The organism is Mycobacterium kyorinense (assembly GCF_001672775.1).
GTDB lineage: Bacteria > Actinomycetota > Actinomycetes > Mycobacteriales > Mycobacteriaceae > Mycobacterium > Mycobacterium kyorinense_A.
In genome coordinates, this window is the sequence record NZ_LZKJ01000031.1 from 1 (window position 1) to 23,046 (window position 23,046).

A 23,046-nucleotide genomic window follows, 5' to 3' on the forward strand; every position below is an offset into this window, starting at 1 on the left:
AAACCGCCGTGCAAGGCATGGCTACCGGCGACGACGACGTGAAACAGTCTGGGATGCATGGCTTTTGGATGTCGATCCTGATCTTTAGCCTGATGGCGGTGCTGCATGTGATGCGGGTGATGCTCGACATCTATCTCACCCAGCGCTTCATCGTCGCGTGGCGGGTCTGGCTGACCGACCGGCTCACCGCCGACTGGCTGGAGGGACGGTCCTACTATCGCGGGCGCTTCATCGACGCTACGATCGACATCCAAAAGCCATGCATCCCAGACTGTTTCACGTCGTCGTCGCCGGTAGCCATGCCTTGCACGGCGGTTTGTATGGACGAGTTCAGATCATTGGCCTGGTAGCTGAACAACACGTTGAGCCGCACGGCAATTACCACTGAGAGCAATAGGATGCCCAACATCAGCCAGACTGGGATGCTGTGGCGGCCGGTGAAATAACCGCCGGTGATCCGCCAGAACTGGTGGCCCCACGGCGTGACGAACCGCAGCACCACAAGCACGACGACCACGCACGCCGCGCTGATCGCCCAGGCCAGCCCCACCCATGACAACGAATCGACCAGCGCGCGTCCCCAGTCGATGGACGGCTTGAACAGCTCCACGGTGTGTGCCTGCCTCTTGGGTCCATGCCAAGCGTCCGTCGAACGCCGGCCTGACGAAACTTTCCCGCGAAGCTACCGCAGCCGCGGCTAGGCCGGTCGGCGGCGACCCGCTGCACTCGGCCCCGCCGAGCTTGCGATCGCCGCTAGGCTCGCCGGGGTGAGCATCGATGCTGCGACCACCTTGCATGCCGGCCGGCTCATCGCGCGCCGGTTGAAAGCCAGCGGGATCGACACGATCTTCACCTTGTCAGGCGGCCACCTGTTCTCCATCTACGACGGCTGCCGCAGCGAGGGCATCCGGCTGATCGACACCCGTCACGAACAGACCGCCACCTTTGCGGCCGAAGGCTGGTCGAAGGTGACCCGGCAGCCCGGGGTGGCCGCGCTGACCGCGGGTCCCGGCGTGACCAACGGAATGAGCGCGATGGCCGCCGCACAACAAAACGCATCCCCACTGTTGGTCCTTGGCGGCCGCGCGCCGGCGCTGCGGTGGGGCATGGGTTCGCTGCAGGAGATCGATCATGTCCCGTTCGTCGCGCCGTTGGCCCGGTATGCGGCCACCGCGCAGTCGGCCGACGCGGTGTGCGGACTCATCGACGACGCGTTGCGGGCGACCGTCGCGGCGCCGTCGGGCGTGGCGTTCCTCGATTTTCCCATGGACCATGTGTTTTCCGAAGCCGCCGACGACACCCGACCGGGTGCGTTGATTGACCTGCCGCCGTCACCGCCACCCGACGGCGACGTGCTCGAGCGGGCCGTCGGGCTGCTGGCCGCAGCGCAGCGTCCGGTCATCATGGCCGGCACGAACGTGTGGTGGGGTCATGCTGAAAAAGCGTTGCTGCAGCTGGTGGAGCAGCGGCGGATCCCGGTGCTGATGAACGGAATGGCCCGCGGCACGGTACCGGCCGACCATGACCTGGCGTTCTCACGGGCGCGCTCAAAAGCCTTGGGGGAGGCCGACGTTGCTCTCGTCGTTGGTGTGCCGATGGATTTTCGGCTGGGCTTTGGCGCGGTGTTCGGCGAGCAGACTCAGTTGATCGTGGCGGACCGGGCCGCACCAGATCGCGAGCATCCCCGACCGGTCACGGCCGCGCTGTACGGCGACCTGACGGCGACGCTGTCGGCGCTGAGCGAGGGCACCCCGAGCGACGACGACTGGATCACCGATCTGCGTGCGGCCGAGACGGCAGCGCGCGACCGGGAGCAGGCCGACTTGGCCGACGACCGAGCCCCGCTGCACCCGATGCGGGTCTACGCCGAGCTGGCGCCGCTGCTGGACCGCGACGCGATTGTCGTCGTCGACGCCGGTGACTTCGGCTCCTATGCGGGCCGAGTGATCGACAGCCATGTCCCGGGCGCGTGGCTCGACAGCGGCCCGTTCGGCTGCCTCGGCTCGGGTCCGGGCTATGCGCTGGCGGCCAAGCTGGCCCGGCCCGATCGCCAGGTTGTGCTGCTGCAGGGCGATGGCGCGTTCGGGTTTTCCGGCATGGAGTGGGACACCCTGGTCCGGCACGGCGTGCAGGTGGTGTCCGTCGTCGGCAACAACGGAATCTGGGCTCTGGAGAAGCACCCGATGGAGGCGCTGTACGGCTATTCGGTGGTGGCCGAGTTGCGCCCGGAAACCCGCTACGACGAGGTCGTGCGTGCGTTGGGCGGCCACGGTGAGCTGGTGTCGGCCCCCGGCGAGCTGCGGCCCGCGCTGGAGCGGGCGTTCAGTTGTGGGCTACCTGCCGTCGTCAACGTGCTCACCGACCCCGACGTCGCCTACCCCCGCCGGTCGAACCTCGCCTGATCGGCCGGCTGCTCCGCGAGCGTGCGCAGAACCGGAATTTCGCCCGGCGTGTCGACCGGGGACACGCACACTCGCGCCGCAGGGGAGTGGTCCGCGTACCGTTGATCTGTGCCCAAGACGACCAGCGCCCAGCCGAGCCGCCTGAGCAGCCGATTCTGGCGGCTGCTGGGCGCCAGCACCGAAAAGAACCAGAGCCGATCGCTCGCCGAGGTCACCGCCTCCTCGGAGTACGACGAGAAGGCCGCCGGCCTCGACGACGAGCAGCTGCGTAAGGCCGCCGGCCTGCTCAAGCTCGACGAGCTCGCCGCCTCCGCCGACATCCCGCAATTCCTGGCGATCGCGCGGGAGGCCGCCGAGCGGTCCACCGGGCTGCGGCCCTTCGACGTGCAGCTGCTGGGCGCACTGCGCATGCTGGCCGGCGACGTGATTGAAATGGCCACCGGTGAGGGCAAAACCTTGGCCGGGGCGATCGCCGCCGCCGGGTATGCGCTGGCCGGCCGGCACGTTCACGTCGTAACGATCAACGACTATCTGGCTCGCCGCGACGCCGAATGGATGGGGCCGTTGCTGGAGGCGCTGGGCCTGACGGTCGGCTGGGTCACCGCCGAGTCGACGGCCGAGCAACGCCGGGCGGCCTACACCTGCAACATCACCTACGCGTCGGTCAACGAGATCGGCTTCGACGTGCTGCGCGACCAGCTGGTCACCGACGTCGACGACCTGGTGTCGCCGAACCCCGACGTCGCGCTGATCGACGAGGCCGACTCGGTGCTGGTCGACGAGGCGTTGGTGCCGCTGGTGCTGGCCGGCACCACCCACCGGGAAACTCCGCGGGTGGAGATCATCCAACTGGTCGGCGAGCTGCGAGCCGGCGAGGATTTCGACACCGACGCCGACAGCCGCAACGTGCATCTGACCGACACCGGGGCACGCAAAGTCGAAAAGGCGCTCGGCGGTATCGACCTGTACTCCGAGGAGCACGTCGGCACCACCCTCACCGAAGTCAACGTCGCACTGCACGCGCATGTATTGCTGCACCGCGACGTGCACTACATCGTCCGCGACAATGCGGTCCACCTGATCAACGCCTCCCGGGGGCGCATCGCGCAGCTGCAGCGCTGGCCCGACGGCCTGCAGGCGGCGGTGGAAGCCAAGGAGGGCATCGAGACCACCGAAACCGGCGAGGTGCTCGACACCATCACAGTGCAGGCGCTGATCAACCGCTATCCCACGGTGTGCGGCATGACCGGCACCGCGCTGGCCGCCGGCGAGCAGCTGCGCCAGTTCTACAAGCTGGGGGTGTCACCGATCCCGCCGAACACCCCGAACATCCGCGAGGACGAGGCCGATCGGGTCTACATCACCGCAGCGGCCAAGAACGACGCGGTCATCGCGCACATCATCGACGTGCATGAGACCGGGCAGCCGGTGCTGGTGGGCACCCGCGACGTGGCCGAATCCGAGGAACTGCACGAGCGGTTACTGCGCCGCGGTGTGCCCGCGGTGGTGCTCAACGCCAAAAACGACGCGGAGGAAGCCCGGGTGATCGCCGAGGCCGGCAAGCTGGGCACGGTGACGGTGTCCACCCAGATGGCCGGGCGCGGCACCGACATCCGGTTAGGCGGCTCCGACGAGACCGACCACGAGAAGGTCGTCGAGCTGGGCGGGCTGCACGTGATCGGCACCGGTCGGCACAACACCCAGCGGCTGGACAATCAGCTGCGTGGCCGCGCCGGACGCCAAGGGGATCCGGGATCGTCGGTGTTCTTCTCCAGTTGGGAGGACGACGTCGTTGCCGCCAACCTCGAGTCCAACAAGCTGCCGATGGACACCGACGACGACGGGCGCATCACCAGCGCCAAGGCGGCTGGGTTGCTCGACCACGCCCAACGGGTTGCCGAGGGCCGGATGCTCGATGTGCACGCCAACACCTGGCGCTACAACCAGTTGATCGCCCAGCAGCGCGCCATCATCGTCGAACGCCGAAACACGTTGCTGTCCACCGCAACTGCGCGCGAGGAGCTGGCCGAGCTGGCACCCAAGCGATACGAGGAGCTGTCCGAGACGCTCTCTGAGGAGCGGTTGGAGAAGATCTGCCGGCTGATCATGCTCTATCACCTGGACCGCGGCTGGGCCGACCATCTGGCGTATCTGGCCGACATCCGGGAAAGCATCCACTTGCGGGCTTTGGGCCGTCAAAATCCGCTCGACGAGTTTCATCGGATGGCCGTCGACGCGTTCGCGTCGCTGGCCGCCGACGCGATCGAAGCCGCTCAGCAGACCTTGGAGACCTCGCCGACCATCGAGGACGAGCCGGGAGTCGACTTGTCCAAGCTGGCGCGACCCACCTCGACCTGGACCTACATGGTCCACGACAACCCGTTGGCCGACGAGACACTGTCCGCACTCAGCCTGCCCGGGATATTCCGCTGAGCTAAGGTCACCGCTCATGACCACCGGGCCGGCGCATGACCGGGTGCTGACGGTGCCCAACGCACTGAGCGCGATCCGGCTGGCCCTGCTGCCGGTCTTTGTCTATCTGCTGCTGGCTACGCACGCCGACGCCTGGGCGGTGGCCATCTTGATGTTCACCGGCGGGTCTGACTGGGCCGACGGCAAAATCGCCCGGCTGCTCGACCAGTCCTCCAAATTGGGTGAGCTGCTGGATCCGGCGGTCGATCGGCTCTACATGGTGACGGTGCCGATCGCGTTCGGACTGCGGGGCCTGGTGCCGTGGTGGATCATTGCCGTGCTGTTGGCACGCGACGTACTGCTGGCTCTGGAACTGCCGTTGCTGCGCACCCGGGGCTTTACCGCGCTGCCGGTGCTCTACGTCGGCAAGGCCGCGACATTCGCCCTGATGTCGGCCTTTCCGCTGATTCTGTTGGGCCAGTGGGACGCGCTGTGGAGCCGGGTCGTGCTGGCGTGCGGATGGGCCTTCTTGATCTGGGGCCTGTACATGTACCTGTGGTCGTTCGTGTTGTATGCGGCCCAGGTCGTGTTGGTGATGCGCCGAATGCCCCCGGTGGCATCGCGAGGTGTCCGTGGCTGACCAGACGCTGGGCGGCTACGACCCCAACGCCGGCCGCAATGTCCACGAAGCGGGCCGACCGCAACTCATCCCGGTGCCGTCGCTGCTGCGAGCCCTGCTCTCCGAGCATTTGGACCCTGGCTACGCGGCGGCCGCCGCTGCGCGCGAACGCTCCGGCAGCCGGTCCCGCGCCGCCGACTGGCTGTGGCAGGCATTGGCGGCGCTGCTGGTGGCGCTGGTGTTCGCCGCTGCCGTCGCCCAAGCCCGCTTGGTGGCACCCGGCGTCAGCGCCGCCCAGCAGGTGCTGCTGCGCAGCGTGCGCACCGAGGAAGCCTCCACCGACGACCTCGCGGCACGCCGCAATGCGCTGGCCGCACAAGTCGACGACGTTCAACACCGCGCGCTCGTCGACGACGCCGAAGGCCGGCGGCTGCTGGCCAGCCTCGACGCGCTCAGCCTGGCCGCCGCCACCACCGCGGTCACCGGTCCCGGTTTGAGTGTGACGGTGACCGACCCCGGCGTCGGCCCGAATCTCTCCGATGTGTCCAAGCAACGGGTGGCCGGCAGCCGACAGATCATCCTCGACCGCGACTTGCAGCTCGTCGTCAACTCACTGTGGGCAAGTGGGGCCGAGGCGATCGCGGTCGGCGGTGTCCGGATCGGGCCTAACGTGACCATCCGGCAGGCCGGCGGGGCGATCTTGGTCGACAACAATCCCATCGCCAGCCCGTACACGATTCTTGCGGTCGGGCCGCCGCGGGGTATCCAAGATGTCTTCGGCCGCAGCCCCGGACTGCACCGCCTACGGTTACTGGAGACCTCCTACCGCGTCGGCGTCAACGTGAGTGCCCGCGACGAGCTGACCCTGCCCGCCGGGGCGGTCCGAGATGTCAAGTTCGCCAAACAGATTGGGTCTTAGTGGCAGAATTCCGCGTTACGAAAGGTTCAGCGACCGAAGAAGGACTCCGATGATCGGCATCGCGGCGTTGATCGTCGGCATCGCGTTGGGCTTGGTGTTTCATCCCAGCGTCCCAGACGTGATCCAGCCGTATCTGCCGATCGCCGTCGTCGCCGCGCTGGACGCCGTGTTCGGCGGGCTGCGCGCGTATCTGGAGCGGATCTTCGATCCGAAGGTGTTCGTGGTGTCGTTCGTGTTCAACGTCCTCGTGGCCGCGTTGATCGTCTACGTCGGCGACCAATTGGGCGTCGGGACACAGCTATCCACGGCGATCATCGTGGTGCTGGGCATCCGCATCTTCGGTAACGCCGCCGCGCTGCGACGCCGCTTGTTCGGAGCCTGACCGGTAGAGGACCGAGATGAGCGACCAACCAACACCTCAGGGCAGCGACGCCGAAGCCGGCGACGCGGCCCAGCACGGCCGACACGAACTCCCTCCGCATCGTCCCCGCCCCGAGATCGGCAATCTGCAGCCGCGCGGTGTGACGGGCATGCTGCGGCGCGGTCGTACTGTGTTCGGCGGGTTGGCGGTGCTGCTGTGCCTGCTGCTCGGTGTCGCGATCGTCACCCAGGTGCGCCAGAACGAATCCGGCGACGCCCTGGACACCGCCCGACCGGCCGATCTGCTCGTGCTGCTGGACTCGCTGCGGCAACGCGAAGCCACGCTGAACACCGAGGTGACCGAGCTTCAGCGCACCCTAAGCGCACTGCGCGCCTCGGGCAGCAGCGACCAGGCCGCTATCGAAAACGCGCAGGCCAGACTGGCCGCACTGTCGATCCTGATCGGCACCGTCGGTGCCACCGGCCCCGGCGTGACGGTGACAATCGAGGACCCGGGGCCGGGGGTCGCCCCGGAAGCGATGCTCGACGTGATCAACGAACTGCGCGCCGCCGGCGCCGAAGCCATCGAGATCCGCAGTACCCAGCAGGCGGTGCGGGTCGGCGTCGACACTTGGGTGGTCGGCGCACCGGGCGCGCTGACCATCGACGGGAAAACCCTGACTCCGCCGTATTCTGTTGTGGCCATTGGTGATCCGCCAACGCTGGCCGCGGCGATGAACATCCCCGGCGGCGCCGTCGACAGCGTCAAACGCGTCGGCGGCACAATGACGGTGCAGCAGGCCGACCACCTGGACGTCACCGCCTTGCGGCAACCAAAACCGCGCCAATACGCTCAGCCTGTCAAATGAGCACCCGAGGAAGAACAGGACAACCGTGAGCGAAATCCCGCCCGACCTGCACTACACCGCCGAGCACGAGTGGATTCGCCGCACCGGCGATAACACCGTGCGGGTGGGAATCACCGACTTCGCGCAGTCGGCTCTCGGCGACGTGGTGTTCGTGCAGTTACCCGACGTCGGTATGGATGTGACCGCGGGCGAATCGTTCGGCGAGGTGGAGTCGACCAAGTCGGTGTCGGATCTCTACGCGCCTGTCTCGGCGAAAGTCGTTGCGGTCAACGGCGATCTGGAGTCCAGCCCGCAACTGGTGAACTCCGACCCGTACGGCGCAGGCTGGCTGTTGGATCTCGAGCTCGACGGCGCGGCCCTCGAGCAGGGTTTCGCGGAACTGCTGGACGCCGAGGCCTACCGCGGCACATTGACCGAATGACGCCTTGTTATCGTCCGACTCAGCCGCCGATCCGGCGGTGGTGGGCACATTGCGGACCCTTGCGCGGTACGGTCGACACATCGACGGTCATGCCGGCGGGTAACCGGTTGAACGGGCCCGATCAGACAACGCCACAGCGGCCAGTGAGGAGCAGCGGGTGACGGAAAAGGACAACGACCAGACTTCTGACGAAGTCACCGTGGAGACGACCTCGGTCTTCCGCGCCGACTTCCTCAATGAACTGGACGCTCCCGCGCAAGCGGGCGGCGAGAGCGCGGTTTCCGGCGTTGAAGGACTGCCGGTCGGCTCGGCCTTGCTGGTCGTCAAACGCGGACCCAACGCCGGGTCCCGCTTCCTGCTCGACCAGGCAACGACTTCGGCCGGTCGGCATCCCGACAGCGACATCTTCCTCGACGACGTCACCGTGAGCCGTCGGCACGCCGAGTTCCGGTTGGAAAGCGACGAGTTCCACGTTGTCGACGTCGGCAGCCTCAACGGCACGTACGTCAACCGCGAGCCGGTCGATTCGGCCGTGCTGGCAAACGGCGACGAAGTGCAGATCGGCAAGTTCCGCCTGGTGTTTTTGACCGGTCCGAAGGCCGGTGACGACGACGGGAGTCCGGGAAGCTAGTGACCGCACCCGATGCCCCCGCGCTGGCCGGGATGTCGATCGGAGCGGTCCTAGATCTGCTCCGGCCGGACTTCCCGGATGTGACGATCTCCAAGATTCGCTTCCTGGAGGCCGAGGGCCTGGTCACGCCGCAGCGGGCCGCCTCGGGGTATCGGAGGTTCACCGCCTACGACTGCGCGCGGTTGCGCTTCATCCTGACCGCGCAGCGCGATCACTATCTACCGCTGAAGGTGATCAAAGCGCAGCTGGACGCACAACCGGACGGTGAGTTGCCGCTCTCCGGATCGCCTTACGGCGTACCGCGATTGGTGCCGGTCGCGGGCAACGGGGCGGCCGGTGCCGGAGCCGACCCGGCCGCGGTCGGGCCGACCAGTGTTCGGCTGAGCAGGGAAGACCTGCTGGAGCGCTCTGCCGTGGACGAGGAGCTGTTGACCGCGCTGCTCAAGGCGGGCGTGATCACGACCGGCCCCGGCGGGTTCTTCGACGAGCACGCGGTGGTGATTCTGCAATGCGCCCGCGCGCTTTCTGACTACGGTGTCGAGCCCCGCCACCTGCGGGCGTTTCGCTCGGCGGCGGACCGCCAATCTGACCTGATCGCGCAGATCGCCGGCCCGCTCGTGAAAGCCGGCAAGGCCGGCGCCCGGGACCGTGCCGACGACCTGGCGCGCGAGGTCGCCGCGCTGGCGATCACCTTGCACACCTCGTTGATCAAGTCGGCCGTGCGCGACGTTCTGCACCGTTGAAGGACTAGACTTTCCCCGACAGCTTGTGTTCGGCGGCTTGGTGTTCCACCGCGGCGTCGAGCCAGGTCTGAGTCGGACATGGCGGTAGTTGCGGAGGGCAGTCACAGATGGGTGAAGTTCGCGTCGTCGGCATTCGCGTCGAGCAGCCGCAGAACCAGCCAGTGCTGTTGCTGCGGGAGGCCAACGGTGACCGCTACCTGCCGATCTGGATCGGCCAGTCCGAAGCTGCGGCGATTGCCCTGGAGCAGCAGGGCGTCGAGCCACCACGTCCACTGACCCACGATTTGATCCGGGATCTGATTGCTGCGCTTGGGCATTCACTCAAAGAGGTGCGGATCGTCGACCTGCAGGAAGGCACCTTCTACGCCGACCTGATCTTCGACCGCAACATCACGGTGTCGGCGCGGCCGTCCGACTCGGTGGCCATTGCGCTGCGGGTCGGTGTGCCGATCTACGTCGAGGAGGCGGTGCTCGCCGAGGCGGGTCTGCTGATACCCGACGAGAACGACGACGAACCTGCCACCGCTGTCCGTGAGGACGAGGTGGAGAAGTTCAAGGAATTTTTGGACAGCGTGTCGCCCGACGATTTCAAGGCGACTTAGCCGCTGGTAGTCGGCAGCGGCGTCAACATCACGGATGCGTCTCATCTGGGAGTTCGGCGTCGACACGCCCGGCGGATAGCGGGGAGCGACTGTCGCGGCGGCCATACTTTGATGTCGAGGGCGAAGACGACAGCACGTCCAAACGCGTATGCTCACAAGCACTCGGCCTGAGCAAACGCGGCTGCCAGGCAGCCACCGAACGAGCGCGATCGGCGAGAGGAAGCATCGTGGGCGATCAACCGCGTCAGGACCAGTTGGACCTCGGGTCTGGCCTCACGATCGGAGACGACGCCACCACGCATTCCGACGCGCCGAGCGAGCCGGTGCAGGGCGGGTTGTTTCCCGATGACTCGGTGCCCGACGAGTTGGTGGGCTATCGCGGCCCGAGCGCCTGCCAGATCGCCGGCATCACCTACCGCCAACTGGACTACTGGGCCCGCACTTCGCTGGTGGTGCCGTCGATCCGCAGCGCCGCCGGATCCGGCAGCCAGCGGCTCTACTCGTTCAAGGACATTCTGGTCCTCAAGATCGTCAAACGACTGCTCGACACCGGAATCTCGCTGCACAACATCCGCGTCGCCGTCGACCATTTGCGCCAGCGCGGCGTGCAGGATCTGGCCAACATCACGCTGTTCTCCGACGGCACCACGGTCTACGAGTGCACGTCGGCCGAAGAGGTGGTCGACCTGCTGCAGGGGGGCCAGGGCGTCTTCGGCATCGCCGTATCCGGTGCGATGCGTGAGTTGACCGGCGCTATCGCCGACTTCCCCGGCGAGCGCGCCGACGGCGGCGAGTCCATCGCCGCGCCGGAAGACGAGTTGGCGTCCCGTCGCAAACACCGCGACCGCAAGATCGGCTGACACCGCCTCCGCTTTTCTCCCGCGAGCGTGCGTGTCCCCGGTCGACACGCCGCGCCGCAAACCGGGTTTGCGCACCCTCGCGCCCGGCATAGGCGCCCCCGGTAAACTGGGCCCCGCATCGCCCCTCATGCGGGAGAGTTCCGTGACGGCCAGCCACGGACGCCGAAGGAGCAATACCTCTCCGTCAACCTCTCAGGCACCCGGACCGCGCGAGATAACGATGCCTCTGGAAAGCGGTGACTGCCCATCGCGGCTATCACCCGCCGATGGGGAAAGGCGCCGCGAGCAGGCAGCGCCGAATCTCTCAGGCGCCCAATGCGGGTAGCGACAGAGGGAGAGGAACATCGTCCTCTGCCCATGTCAGGAGTCCCGAGTGTCCGACTACACAGCTCCGCGTTTCGCTGACCGGCATATCGGTCCCGACAGCGACGCGATCGCCACCATGCTCGACGTCATCGGCGTCGGGTCGCTCGACGAGCTGGCCACCAAAGCCGTGCCGACCGACATTCTCGATGCGCTCACCGACGCCGGTGCCGCCCCGGGCTTGCACCAGCTACCGCCGCCGGCCACCGAGGCGCAGGCGCTGGCCGAGCTGCGCGTGATGGCCGACGCGAACACCGTCGCCGTGTCGATGATCGGCCAGGGCTATTACGACACCCACACCCCCCCGGTGCTGCTGCGCAACATCATGGAGAACCCGGCCTGGTACACCGCCTACACGCCGTACCAGCCGGAGATCAGCCAGGGCCGGCTGGAGGCGCTGCTGAATTTCCAGACCATGGTCGCCGACCTGACCGGCCTGGAACTGGCCAACGCCTCGATGCTCGACGAAGGCACCGCGGCCGCCGAGGCAATGACGCTGATGCACCGCGCGACAAGAACCAACGTCAACCGGTTGGCCGTCGACATCGACCTGTTCGGCCAGACCGCTGCCGTGCTGGCCACCCGCGCAGAGCCGCTGGGCATCGAAATCGTCACCGCCGACCTGCGCAACGGGCTGCCCGACGGTGAATTCTTCGGGGTGATCGCCCAATTGCCGGGGGCCAGCGGGCGAGTCACCGACTGGACCGCGCTGATCACCGAGGCGCACGAGCGCGGCGCGCTGGTAGCCGTCGGGGCCGACCTGCTGGCCTTGACGCTGATCACCCCGCCCGGCGAGATCGGCGCCGACGCCGCCTTCGGCAGCACGCAACGCTTCGGTGTGCCAATGGGATTCGGCGGCCCGCACGCCGGATATCTGGCGGTGCACGGCAAGCAGGCCCGTCAGCTGCCCGGCCGGCTGGTCGGCGTGTCGAAAGACGCCGACGGATCGCCCGCGTATCGCTTGGCGCTGCAGACCCGCGAGCAGCACATCCGCCGCGACAAAGCGACCAGCAACATCTGCACCGCCCAGGTGCTGCTGGCGGTGATGGCCGCGATGTATGCCAGCTATCACGGCGCCGACGGGCTGACCGGCATCGCCCGCCGCGTGCACGGCCACGCCGAGAAGATCGCCGCCGCATTGGGCGATGCGCTGGTGCACGACAAGTACTTCGACACCGTGCTGGCGCGGGTGCCGGGCCGCGCCGACGATGTGGTCACCGCGGCGAAGGCCAACGGCTTCAACGTGTGGCGCGTCGACGACGACTACGTTTCGGTGTCGTGCGACGAGGTCACCACCGACGACCACGTGGCTGCGGTGCTCGAGGCCTTCGGCGTCGAGCCCGCCGAACCGGTCTGCGCCGGGATCGCCACCCGCACCTCGGAGTTTCTGACCCACCCGGCCTTCACCCAGTACCGCACCGAGACGTCGATGATGCGGTATCTACGCGCACTGGCGGATAAAGATGTGGCGTTGGACCGCAGCATGATTCCACTGGGTTCCTGCACGATGAAGCTCAACGCCGCCGCCGAGATGGAACCGATAACCTGGCCGGAATTCGCGCGTCTGCATCCCTTCGCCCCGCCGGCCGACACCGCCGGAATCCGGCAACTCATCGAGCAGTTGGAGACCTGGCTGGTGCAGCTCACCGGCTACGACGCGGCGTCATTGCAGCCCAACGCCGGTTCGCAGGGCGAATACGCAGGCCTGTTGGCGATCCACGCCTACCACGCCAGCCGCGGGGAACCGCACCGCGACATCTGCCTGATTCCGTCCAGCGCGCACGGCACCAACGCCGCGTCGGCCGCGCTGGCCGGACTGCGGGTCGCGGTGGTGGCCTGCCGCACCAACGGCGACGTCGACCTCGACGACCTGCGCGCCAAGGTCAGCGAACACGCCGAGCGACTCTCGACGCTGATGATCACCTACCCGTCCACCCACGGGGTGTACGAGCACGACATCGCCGACATCTGCGCTGTGGTGCACGACGCCGGCGGTCAGGTCTACGTCGACGGGGCCAACCTCAACGCCCTGGTGGGATTGGCGCGGCCCGGCAAGTTCGGCGGCGACGTCAGCCACCTGAATTTGCACAAGACGTTCTGCATCCCGCACGGCGGCGGCGGCCCCGGCGTCGGACCGGTCGTGGCCCGCTCACACTTGGCGCCCTTCCTGCCCGGAGCGTCCAACGGCCGCCCGGTATCGTCGGCGCCCTATGGGTCGGCGTCGATCCTGCCGATCACCTGGGCCTACATCCGGATGATGGGCGCGGCCGGTCTGCGGGCGGCGTCGCTGACCGCGACGGCCTCGGCCAACTACATCGCCCGCCGGCTCGACGAGTACTACCCGGTGCTCTACACCGGCAAGAACGGCATGGTGGCCCACGAGTGCATCCTTGATCTGCGACCGCTGACCAAGGCCACCGGCGTCACCGTCGACGATGTCGCAAAACGCTTGGCAGACTATGGTTTTCACGCGCCCACCATGAGTTTTCCGGTGGCGGGCACGCTGATGGTCGAGCCCACCGAAAGCGAAAGCCTGGCCGAGGTGGATGCATTCTGCCAGGCGATGATCGCCATCCGCGCAGAGATCGACCGGGTCAGCGCAGGGGAGTGGCCAGTGGACGACAACCCGTTGCGCGGCGCGCCGCACACCGCCGAATGCCTGCTGGTGGCCGACTGGGATCACCCCTACACCCGCGAAGAGGCCGCCTATCCGCTCGGCAAGGCCTTCCGGCCCAAGGTGTGGCCACCGGTACGTCGCATCGATGGCGCTTACGGCGATCGCAACCTGGTCTGCTCCTGCCCGCCGGTGGAGGCGTTCGCCTGATGGGGCGACCAGATACGTTCGCTGGGCCGCTCACCAAACCGGTTGCTGCCCTTCGCTTTCAGCGACCGCGAAGCTGAGCGGGCAGGATATTCCATGGACGATTCTCCGGATGGTGCGAGGCCGCGGAGATACAGATTTACATACCGGCAACAAATATTGGGCTAACTGTGGGTACCAATCACTAGGATCATCCGCAGCTAGGGGGCAAGTATGTGGCTCAGGGGGGCCCAGTGCAAACAAGTAGCGGGTCGGGGTGGCCGATGGTGGGCCGCGATGACGAGGTCCGCCGAGCGTTAGCGGCACTCGACGCCGACGTGGCTCACCACGGTGTCGTGTTGGTGGGCGACACCGGTGTCGGCAAATCGACGTTGGCCCGTGCCATCGCCGAAACTGTCAGGTCGCGCGGACGTCCGGTCCGGTTTGCGTTCGGCACCGAAACCGCGAGTGCGGTGCCCTTCGGCGCATTTTTCTGGTTGACGCCCCTCGACACGGCGTCTGAACCCGCCGTCATGCTGGCGACCGCCAAAAGCCGGCTGGAGCAGGAAGAAAATCTGGTTCTTGTCGTCGATGACGCCCAGCTACTCGATCCGTGGTCGGCGTCGTTGGTGTACCACCTCGCTGCCAGTGGCAGCGTGCGAATGATCGTGACAATCCGCTCGGGCGACGTTGTGTCTGACACGGTGACAGCGCTGTGGAAAGACGGACTGCTACTTCGTCTACATCTCAAAGCGTTCACCCGGCAGCAATCCGAGGAGCTCATCCGCACCGTCCTCGGCGGCGCCGTCGAGCCTCGATTAGCCAAAGAGCTGCATGGCCAGACTGCCGGCAACCCGCTCATGCTGCGTGGTTTGTTGAATTCGTCCAAGGAGAGCGGCGCGCTGGTCTGCACGGAACATGGCTGGCACTTGCGCGGCGCGCTGCATCCAGACCGCGAACTCAACGATCTTCTCGAGTCCCGCCTGCGCTCCATGACCGCTGGGGAATTGGAGGTCGTAGAGGTCGTTGCCACCGCAGGAGTCCTCAACTGGGAGATCCTGCGCGAAGTTTGCGACTCTGACACAGTGGCGCGCCTTGAGCGCCTCGGAGTACTCGAATTGGTTACCGACGAATCACACACGGTGGCTCACTTGACCCACCCGGTCTTGGGTGAATCGGCGATCCAACGCGCTGGCGTGGTGCGCCGGCGGCAGCTCAACGGGATGCTCGCTGAACATCTCCGCAAGCAAATGCACATCCGAGAGCAGCAGACGAATACACCCGACGTGCGCACTCGAATTCAACTGGCCCAGTTCATGATGCGAAGCGACCTGGCCCCCGACCTCGAGCTGATCATCGAAGCAGCCGCCAGCGCGGTGTCAATGTCGAACATTGCCTGCGCCGAGGAACTGGCCAAATTCGCATTCGACCACGGTGGTGGCGTGGCAGCCGCGATCGTGCTAGCTCAGGCGATGAGTTGGAAAGGACTCGGCGACGCCGCCGAGACTGTGCTTTCCGACGCAGACCCCGACGGCGCCGACGAGTGGCTGATCGCGCAGTGGACGTGTCTGCGGGCCGCGAACCTGTTCTTTGATTGCGGACGGGTTGCGCAGGCACGGCAGCTCCTCGCTGGCGTGAGAGATCGCGCTGATACACAGGCGGCGGACGACCTCGTCACCGCCATGGAGGGGGTATTTGCCTGCTTCTCAGGTGATTTCCAGCCCGCGATCGCCCTGGGGCTGTCATTGGGCGGATCCGATGTGCAACCGTTGACAGCGAGGTTGGTAGCTACGGGAACATCCTGGGTGTCGGCGCTTACCGGGCGGCCCTGCCAAAGCCACCGCATCACGGAGGTGGTGCAAGCAGCTGTGCCCGACCAACAGGGACCACACCAGTACGTCATGGCGTTGGCTGAGGTCGTCGCAGCGACGGGCGAGGGCAAATACGTTGCGGCTGAGCGGGTGTGGGAACGCCATGCACCAGCGGCGACGGTGGGGCCTGAGGCAGACGCCTTTGTCCACGCAATGCTCGGACTCGTGCAGCTTGCCCGCGGTGCGCTGCCAGCTGCCTGTACTGCCTTTCAGGCCTCGAGATTAGCTATGGCGCAAGGCTTTCCACCGGGCTGGTTGATGCTTTTATCCGCCTGGCGCGTGCAGGCCGAAGGCGCACGGGGCAACAGCGAAGCTGCCGCTGCCGCGCTGCGCAGTTCTGAGGAGGCTTACGGACCCCAAGTTGCCGTGTTCTTGCCGGAACTCGAACTCGCCAGGGCATGGCAACAGGCGTCCGTCGGCGAGACAACGGCCGCCCAGATGCATTCAGTGCGGGCCGCGCAGATCGCGCAAGCATCCGGGATGAACGCAATCGAGATGCGCGCCTTGCACACTGCTATTCGGTTCGGCGATCGTTCCTGTGCTGAAAGGATGGCAGAGCTAGGGAAGGCGCTGAACACACCTTTGGCGGAGGCGGTCGCGATGCATGCCCGCGGCGTGGCTGAGCACGACGGCGGCCTGCTCGACGATGCGGCTGATCGGTTCGCTGGTATCGGTGCAGTTGCGCTAGCTGCCGACGCGGCGGCCCAAGCAGCGGGAGAACACGCACGCAACGCTTGCCGCGGTAAGGAGGTAGAGTCGTCGATCCGGGCATACCGGCTGGCCAAGCAGGGCGACATCCGAACGCCTGCCGTCGCCGCCGGGGCGCGACCGCTACCGATCACCGACCGTGAAAACGAGATTACGATGCTGGTCGCCGCCGGTTTGTCCAACCGTCAGATCGCCGATCGATTGTGCGTCTCCGTGCGGACAGCGGAGGGACACCTTTATCGCATCTTCGCCAAACTCGGCATCAGCCGCCGCGATCAGCTCATTCACTTATTGAATGTGGATCGGCCGTCGGCCTAAGACGACGTCGGCTCGGTTCCGTTGCAGGCGAATATTTTACGTGTGTCGGATCCCTACTCCCTGCACGACGCTTCACTACTCAGGGCATGTCGGAGAACTACTTCAACGATGTCGGACCACTACCTCATGTGTGCCCAATCCAATGAAATCTGCTGACGCCACCACGAAGAGGCCGTACGTTCCCGCGCATGAAACCTTAGGTTTCCTGCTGAGGCGCAGGCCGGGGGGATGTGAGTCAGCCACAGTGCCGAGACCACGACTCAAGTAGTGCACTCGCTGTGCATCATCCACACCCCGAGCCAACGCACGAAGGAATGGGGGGTGATGTATCGATCATGGCCGATCGTCTCTCACCGCGGCGCTGCAAGGTCAGGCCACCTTGCGCGTCAACGGTTGCCGGCGTGAGCCATAGTGTCGAGCTGCCAGGAACCTTGATGGCGCCACCGTCTGTCGCGGGGGGCTAGCGAATTGGACGGTCGCATCGGAGTCTCGTCTGCGCAGGAGGCTTTATGGGTTGTCCAGAGATTGGCGCCGAATCTTCCCAACAATATCTCCGGCCATCTTGAAATATCCGGCCCGCTAGATCACCTCGTGATGGATGCAGCATTACGTCACGTGTGCCGTGAGACTCCGACGCTGCGTGTCAGATTTGGCGAAGACCAACAGGGGGTGCACCAGACACTACGCAGCCCGGAGGCCTGGAGACCAGAGTTCGTCGACATCAGCCAAACGGATAACCCAGAATCCGTGGCTCGTGGTCTAGTTTCGGACCTGACAAGTCAAGCCTTCGACTTGCGCCATGACATCCCGTACAGAGCTGGGCTGATCAGAATCGATGAGTTACGACACGCGTTATTTATCGTTGCTCACCGCATAGTATGCGACGGATTCGGTGTACTAATTGCCCTCCGCCGCATATCGGAGGTATACACTGCCCTGAAATCGGGAGACAACCCCTCTCAACCGAAATTTTCAAATCCGGAAATGCTCACGCGAAGTGATTCGGCGTACCGAAGTTCTGAAGACTTCATCACCGATAAACAATTCTGGGCCAATTACACCGATGCATGGCCAGACCCGGTAACCATCGCCCAACGCCGAACGTGGCCCCGCCACCCGGCGACCCTCCATCAGAGCGTGGAGTTCGCGGGAGAGGCCGCGACTTGCTTGAAAAAAGCAGCAGACGATGTCGGCTTGTCGCTGCCTCGGTTTTTGACCGCGTCGCTGGTTGGGTGTTTAAGCCGTGCGTCGTGCGCGCCGGAGTTTCCGATTCAGCTAGCGGTCGCTAACCGGCTCGGCGTGGGGTGGAGTACGCCGTGCATGCTCTCAAATGCTGTTCCGGTGCGGGTCACCGTCTCGCAGGGTGTGGAATTCGTGGATTTTGCCAAGTCGCTCGATCGAGAGATCGGGACACTGCTTCTCCATACTCGCTATCACATTCCGGAGATTCAATGCGCAACGGACCTGAGAAAGCGCACAAACCGGTTCGGGCCTGTTATCAACGTGGTGCCATTTCCCGGCAACCTGGACTTCGCTGGGAGTAGGGGAGCTTTCCTGGGAGCGACGCTCGGGGCCTGCGATGATCTCTCCATCTCCGCATATTATGCGCGTGACGCCGACAACGGGGAATCGTGCAGGGTGCACATTCAGATTGACGCAAATGGGCTGCTGTATACCGATCAAGATCTGAGCCGTTTCACCGATCAGATGGAGGGCTTTTTGCAGGCTGTTATCGCTGATCCGAAGCAGCGGATCGATCTGGTCGAACTCCTCGATCCGGCCGAGCAGGGTCACAGCGCTGCCGCAGACAAACGGTGGGGGCTTTGGGGAGGTGGATGGAAGGTGATGTCCGGACACTTCCGCCAACGCGGAAATGGATCACCTGCGCTGCGAGTCAGATCCAGTTGATGCAACCGGCCCCGCGGCCGCGTTCGCCTGATGGGGCGCCGGCTCAGCCCAGTAACGTGCTGACGACGCTGGCCAATTCGGGCGACGCCGAGGTCGCCAGATTGTGGTAGCTGCCCCCGGAGAGTTGCGCGACGGCTTCCCACGTCGACCGGTCTGGGTCCCCGCCGAAGTCGATGACGTTGACCGCAATCGGTTTGGCAGGGTCGTTGCTGGTCCGGATGAAGTCCTGCAGACCTGAACCGTCGAGCGTCTGGTCGGTGTGCGGCCCGGCCGTAATCACCAGGACCGAATTCGTCTGCCCGTCCTGGAAATTCGCTTGCGCGGCCTGGTAGACCAAGCGCAGCGTGGTGAACGACACCGCGCCACCGGCCGACGAATATTGCTTGTCCAGCGCGGCCGTCAGCACCGCCGACCGGGGCTGGCCGTCCACTGAGTCGCCGAGCGGACCCGGTGACACTTCGGCGCGGCCTTCCTTGCCGTCGAACGTCCACAAGCCGACCACCGAGGCCGGTGGCAGTGCCCGGATCCGATCGTTCAGCGCGGCAACCACATTGGCCAGCCGGGATTTTCCGCCCTCGTCGGTGACCATCGACTGGTCGAGCATGATGATGGCCGCCGGTCCGTTGGACGGGGTGGTCAAGGTGCCGGCCAACGTAGCCCGCATCGCGTCGTCACCCACCGACAGCGTCGACGGCAGCGCCGCGAAACTGGTGACGTCGCTGCTCGGCGGTTTGGTTCCCTCGGCCCGGAAACCGGCCTTGGCCAACTCGGCGAGCTGGTCGGGTTTGTGCATGAACCGGGCGAACGCACTGGCCGCCGACATCTGCTCCTGCGAGAGCCACGAACCGCTCAGCAGCACCGTCGGATAGTCGGCGACGGCGGCCGGCCCGGGCGGCAGCCAAGAACTCAGCACGCTGGCCGCGTCCGGAAGCGACTGCCCGCGCTGGAACAGTTGCTGTTCGGTGGTGACCACCGCATGCACCGGCGCCGTTGCCGGATCGCCGGGCTTGAGCAGCGAGTTCATCGCCTCGGTTAGCGAGTTGTCGGCGAGTTTGGGCTGAGCGCCGACCAGGGTGCGCACGGCGCCGACGCCTGCGGTGGGCGGCGCGCCGGGTGGCGCGGTTGCGGCAGCCACCGCCTCGGCTGCCAGATACGCCGCATCGCTGTTGCCGCTGATCGGCACCGCCAGTCGCAACGAGCCCCAAGCCGGCAGTTTCACACCGGCCAGCGCGTCGGGTTTGGTCTGCAAATCGGGCAGCGTCGACCAGTTCTGGCTGCCCAGCGCACGTTGAAGTTCGGGGCGGACAGCCAGCAGCACCGGCGAGGTGACCAGCGAGCGGCTGTCGCTGATGGTTTGCTGTCCGGCGGCAGCCACCAGCCGCGCCGACGACACCGAGCTGGCCGGAATCCACAGCGCCGGTCGCTCACCGAGATCGGCCGGCCAGTTCCCGACGAAGCCGTTGACGACGGCGTCGGACCCGGCCGGCTTCACGTCGATCGCCACGCAGCGGTCACCGACAGGCGTCGCCGACGCGTTGTACCGGTCGGCCAACTGCTGCACCGGTTCGGCGATCGACGGATCGACGACGACGGCGACGGATTGCTTCCCGTCGACGCAGCGCCCGGCGGCGGTGTGTGAGCGGTTGGAGAGCGCGTCACCGAAAAAGCGCCACAGGATGACGGTGGCGACCACCACCACCACCGCGACCAACGCGGCGATCACGCCGATGCTGACCCCGCGCGGTCCGCCGTCGCTGCGGTGGCGCCGCACCCAGTCCCGGGCGCTGTGACCGCCGCCGGCGGACGCCGCAGCAGGTGTCCGCTCTCCGCGTCGCGCGAAATCGGGAAACTCCTCGGCGGCCTGCTCGGCGCTGCCCTCGTCGTAGTCGGCGAAGCCGGGGTCGTCTACGAACTCATCGGGATAATCGTCGGCCTCGGAATGCGCCCTGCTGTCGAAGTAGTCGTCCGATCGGTCCTCGGGCGGTTCACCCGCGGACTCGTCGGGATCCGGGATGCTGTGCCTACCCATCAGCCACTCGAGCGGGCTTTAAACTCGCGACGCCGCCGGTGCAGAATCGGCTCGGTGTAGCCGTTGGGTTGCTGCGCACCAGACAGGATCAGTTCCTCGGCAGCCAGGAACGCGATGCTGTCGTCGAAGTTGGGCGCCATCGGCAGGTAGGCCGAATCGTCGGCATTCTGCTGGTCGACCATCGGCGCCATCCGCTCCAGGCTGGCCCGCACGTCCTCCGCTGTGATCACGCCGTGCCGCAGCCAATTGGCCAACAACTGGCTGGAGATGCGAAGTGTCGCACGGTCTTCCATCAACGCGACGTTGTGGATGTCGGGCACCTTCGAGGATCCGACACCTTGGTCGATCCAGCGCACCACATATCCCAGGATGGACTGGCAGTTGTTGTCGACCTCTTCGCGGATCTCCTCGGGAGCCCAGGCCAGCTCCTTGGCCAGCGGGATCGTCAGCAACTGGTCGACACTCGTGCGCTGCTCGCCGGCGAGTTCCTTCTGCACCGCCACCACGTCGACCTTGTGGTAGTGCATGGCGTGCAGAGTCGCCGCGGTCGGTGAGGGCACCCAGGCGGTGCTGGCGCCGGCGCGGGGCTGGGCGATCTTTTGCTCGACCATGTCAGCCATCAGTTCGGTCATCGTCCACATGCCCTTGCCGATCTGAGCGTGCCCGGCGAACCCGGCGGCCAGGCCGGTGTCGACGTTGTTGTCCTCGTAGCCCAGGATCCACGGCTGGCTCTTCATGGTGCCTTTGCGCACCATCGGGCCGGCCTCCATCGAGGTGTGGATCTCGTCACCGGTGCGGTCCAAAAAGCCGGTGTTGATAAAGACGATCCGGTCCGCGGCGGCCTTGATGCAGGCCTTCAAATTGAGGGTGGTGCGCCGTTCCTCGTCCATCACGCCGACCTTCAAGGTGGCCTGCGGCAACCCGAGCACATCTTCGACCCGGCTGAACAACTCGGCGGTGAAGGCGACCTCGTCGGGGCCGTGCATCTTCGGCTTGACGATGTAGATCGAGCCGGTGCGGCTGTTGGCCAGCGGCCCGTTCGCGTCCCCGGCCTTGAGCCCGTGCAGCGCGGCCACGCCGGTGAACAGAGCATCCATGATGCCCTCGAACACCTCTTCTTCTTCGTTGCCTTCGGTCCTGACGATCGCGTCGTTGGTCATCAAATGGCCGACGTTGCGGACGAACAACAAGCTGCGACCCGGCAGGGTGAACTCGCCGCCGTCCGGGGCGGTGTAGGTGCGATCCTCGTTGAGCACCCGGGTGAACGTGTCACCGTCCTTATTCACCTCCGCGGACAGGTCACCCCTGTTCAGGCCCAGCCAGTTGCGGTAGGCGACGGTCTTGTCGTCGGCGTCGACGGCGGACACCGCGTCCTCGAAGTCGATGATCGTGGTGACGGCCGACTCCAGCACGACGTCCTTGACGCCGGCGGCGTCGGTCTTGCCGATCGGCGACTCCGGGTCGATCAGGATCTCGATGTGCAGCCCGTGGTTGACCAGCAGCACCGAAGCCGGGGACTCGGCGTCACCCGTGTAGCCGGCGAACTGGCCGGGATCGGCCAGGCCACGCTCGTGCTCCTCACCCTGCAGGCTCACCAGCAGCCGCCCGTCGTCGACCTTAAACCCCGTGGCGTCGGCATATGAGCCGGAGGACAGCGGCACCGCGTCGTCGAGGAACTTGCGGGCAAACGCGATCACCTTGTCGCCGCGCACCTTGTTGTAACTGGTGCCCTGTTCGGCGCCGTCGGATTCCGGGATGACGTCGGTGCCGTAGAGCGCGTCGTAGAGGGAACCCCACCGGGCGTTGGCGGCATTCAGCGCAAAGCGCGCGTTGGTCACCGGCACCACCAATTGCGGCCCGGCGGTTGTGGTGATCTCCGGATCGACATTCGAGGTGGTGATCGTGAAATCGTCCGGTTCGGGAAGCAGGTAGCCGATGTCGGTGAGGAACTGGCGGTACGCCTCGGCGTCGTGCGGCTCGATGACGCGATGACGGTGCCATTTGTCGATCTGGGCCTGCAGGTCGTCCCGGCGCGCCAGCAGCTGCCGGTTCTGCGGGGTCAGGTCCGCGACCACCTTGTCGACACCCGTCCAGAAGCTGTCCGGGTCGATATCGGTGCCAGGCAAAGCCTCGGTGTTGATGAAGTCGTACAGCACCTGGGCGACGCGCAGGTTCCCCACCGGCACGCGATCTGTCATCATGCTCCTCCGC

General features: G+C 66.1%; 16 protein-coding genes, 2 pseudogenes and 1 riboswitch. Of the genes and pseudogenes, 15 read left to right on the forward strand and 3 right to left on the reverse strand.

Features of this window, described 5'->3' with window-relative positions:
- A pseudogene (locus A5707_RS22985) lies at nt 1-248 on the forward strand (ABC transporter ATP-binding protein/permease); the annotation flags it as partial.
- On the opposite strand, the pseudogene A5707_RS02035 reads toward A5707_RS22985, so the two are convergent.
- A pseudogene (locus tag A5707_RS02035) lies at nt 242-610 on the reverse strand (ABC transporter ATP-binding protein/permease); the annotation flags it as partial. The pseudogenes A5707_RS22985 and A5707_RS02035 overlap by 7 nt on opposite strands.
- 157 nt (nt 611-767) lie before the next feature.
- Here A5707_RS02035 and A5707_RS02040 point away from each other — a divergent pair.
- The 14 genes from A5707_RS02040 (at nt 768) to A5707_RS22990 (ending at nt 18,806) form a co-directional block, all read left to right on the forward strand.
- Nucleotides 768-2,402: an acetolactate synthase gene (locus A5707_RS02040; RefSeq protein WP_065012862.1), complete on the forward strand. Its 1,635-nt coding sequence runs from the start codon at nt 768-770 to the stop codon at nt 2,400-2,402.
- 108 nt (nt 2,403-2,510) lie between these two features.
- Nucleotides 2,511-4,835, forward strand: a complete 2,325-nt coding sequence (gene secA2 / locus A5707_RS02045; protein WP_065012863.1) for an accessory Sec system translocase SecA2 — start codon at nt 2,511-2,513, stop codon at nt 4,833-4,835.
- Between the two features lie 16 nt (nt 4,836-4,851).
- The gene (locus A5707_RS02050) at nt 4,852-5,454 is read left to right on the forward strand and encodes a CDP-alcohol phosphatidyltransferase family protein (protein ID WP_065012864.1); all 603 of its coding nucleotides are present in this window, start codon (nt 4,852-4,854) and stop codon (nt 5,452-5,454) included.
- The gene (locus A5707_RS02055; RefSeq protein ID WP_419866379.1) at nt 5,447-6,352 is read left to right on the forward strand and encodes a DUF881 domain-containing protein; all 906 of its coding nucleotides are present in this window, start codon (nt 5,447-5,449) and stop codon (nt 6,350-6,352) included. The genes A5707_RS02050 and A5707_RS02055 overlap by 8 nt, the downstream gene beginning before the upstream one ends.
- Nucleotides 6,353-6,401: 49 nt before the next feature.
- Nucleotides 6,402-6,734: a small basic family protein gene (locus tag A5707_RS02060; protein WP_065012866.1), complete on the forward strand. Its 333-nt coding sequence runs from the start codon at nt 6,402-6,404 to the stop codon at nt 6,732-6,734.
- A gap of 16 nt (nt 6,735-6,750) precedes the next feature.
- On the forward strand, nt 6,751-7,581 hold the full coding sequence (locus tag A5707_RS02065; protein ID WP_065012867.1) for a DUF881 domain-containing protein: 831 nt from the start codon (nt 6,751-6,753) through the stop codon (nt 7,579-7,581).
- Between the two features lie 25 nt (nt 7,582-7,606).
- Nucleotides 7,607-8,002, forward strand: a complete 396-nt coding sequence (gene gcvH, locus A5707_RS02070) for a glycine cleavage system protein GcvH (RefSeq protein WP_065012868.1) — start codon at nt 7,607-7,609, stop codon at nt 8,000-8,002.
- Nucleotides 8,003-8,159: 157 nt separating this feature from the next.
- Nucleotides 8,160-8,633, forward strand: a complete 474-nt coding sequence (garA, locus tag A5707_RS02075) for a glycogen accumulation regulator GarA (RefSeq protein WP_065012869.1) — start codon at nt 8,160-8,162, stop codon at nt 8,631-8,633.
- A complete protein-coding gene (locus A5707_RS02080) occupies nt 8,633-9,376 on the forward strand; it encodes a MerR family transcriptional regulator (protein WP_065012870.1) in 744 nt (247 codons plus the stop codon). Before garA ends, A5707_RS02080 begins: the two co-directional genes overlap by 1 nt.
- A 107-nt stretch (nt 9,377-9,483) precedes the next feature.
- The gene (locus A5707_RS02085; protein WP_065012871.1) at nt 9,484-9,978 is read left to right on the forward strand and encodes a bifunctional nuclease family protein; all 495 of its coding nucleotides are present in this window, start codon (nt 9,484-9,486) and stop codon (nt 9,976-9,978) included.
- Between the two features lie 227 nt (nt 9,979-10,205).
- On the forward strand, nt 10,206-10,838 hold the full coding sequence (locus A5707_RS02090) for a MerR family transcriptional regulator (protein ID WP_065012872.1): 633 nt from the start codon (nt 10,206-10,208) through the stop codon (nt 10,836-10,838).
- 120 nt (nt 10,839-10,958) lie between these two features.
- Nucleotides 10,959-11,056, forward strand: a riboswitch (glycine riboswitch).
- 155 nt (nt 11,057-11,211) lie between these two features.
- The gene (gene gcvP, locus A5707_RS02095; protein WP_065012873.1) at nt 11,212-14,025 is read left to right on the forward strand and encodes an aminomethyl-transferring glycine dehydrogenase; all 2,814 of its coding nucleotides are present in this window, start codon (nt 11,212-11,214) and stop codon (nt 14,023-14,025) included.
- 260 nt (nt 14,026-14,285) lie between these two features.
- Nucleotides 14,286-16,898: an AAA family ATPase gene (locus tag A5707_RS02100; protein ID WP_065012874.1), complete on the forward strand. Its 2,613-nt coding sequence runs from the start codon at nt 14,286-14,288 to the stop codon at nt 16,896-16,898.
- A 468-nt stretch (nt 16,899-17,366) separates the two neighbouring features.
- The gene (locus A5707_RS22990) at nt 17,367-18,806 is read left to right on the forward strand and encodes a condensation domain-containing protein (RefSeq protein ID WP_197495220.1); all 1,440 of its coding nucleotides are present in this window, start codon (nt 17,367-17,369) and stop codon (nt 18,804-18,806) included.
- 43 nt (nt 18,807-18,849) lie between these two features.
- Here A5707_RS22990 and A5707_RS02110 read toward each other — a convergent pair whose 3' ends face one another.
- Nucleotides 18,850-20,835 carry a substrate-binding domain-containing protein gene (locus A5707_RS02110; protein WP_065012876.1) on the reverse strand — a complete coding sequence of 662 codons (1,986 nt, stop codon included), beginning with the start codon at nt 20,833-20,835 and terminating at the stop codon, nt 18,850-18,852.
- Complete coding sequence (locus A5707_RS02115) at nt 20,835-23,033, reverse strand: malate synthase G (protein WP_065012886.1); 2,199 nt, start codon at nt 23,031-23,033, stop codon at nt 20,835-20,837. The genes A5707_RS02110 and A5707_RS02115 overlap by 1 nt, the downstream gene beginning before the upstream one ends.
- Between the last annotated feature and the right edge of the window lie 13 nt (nt 23,034-23,046).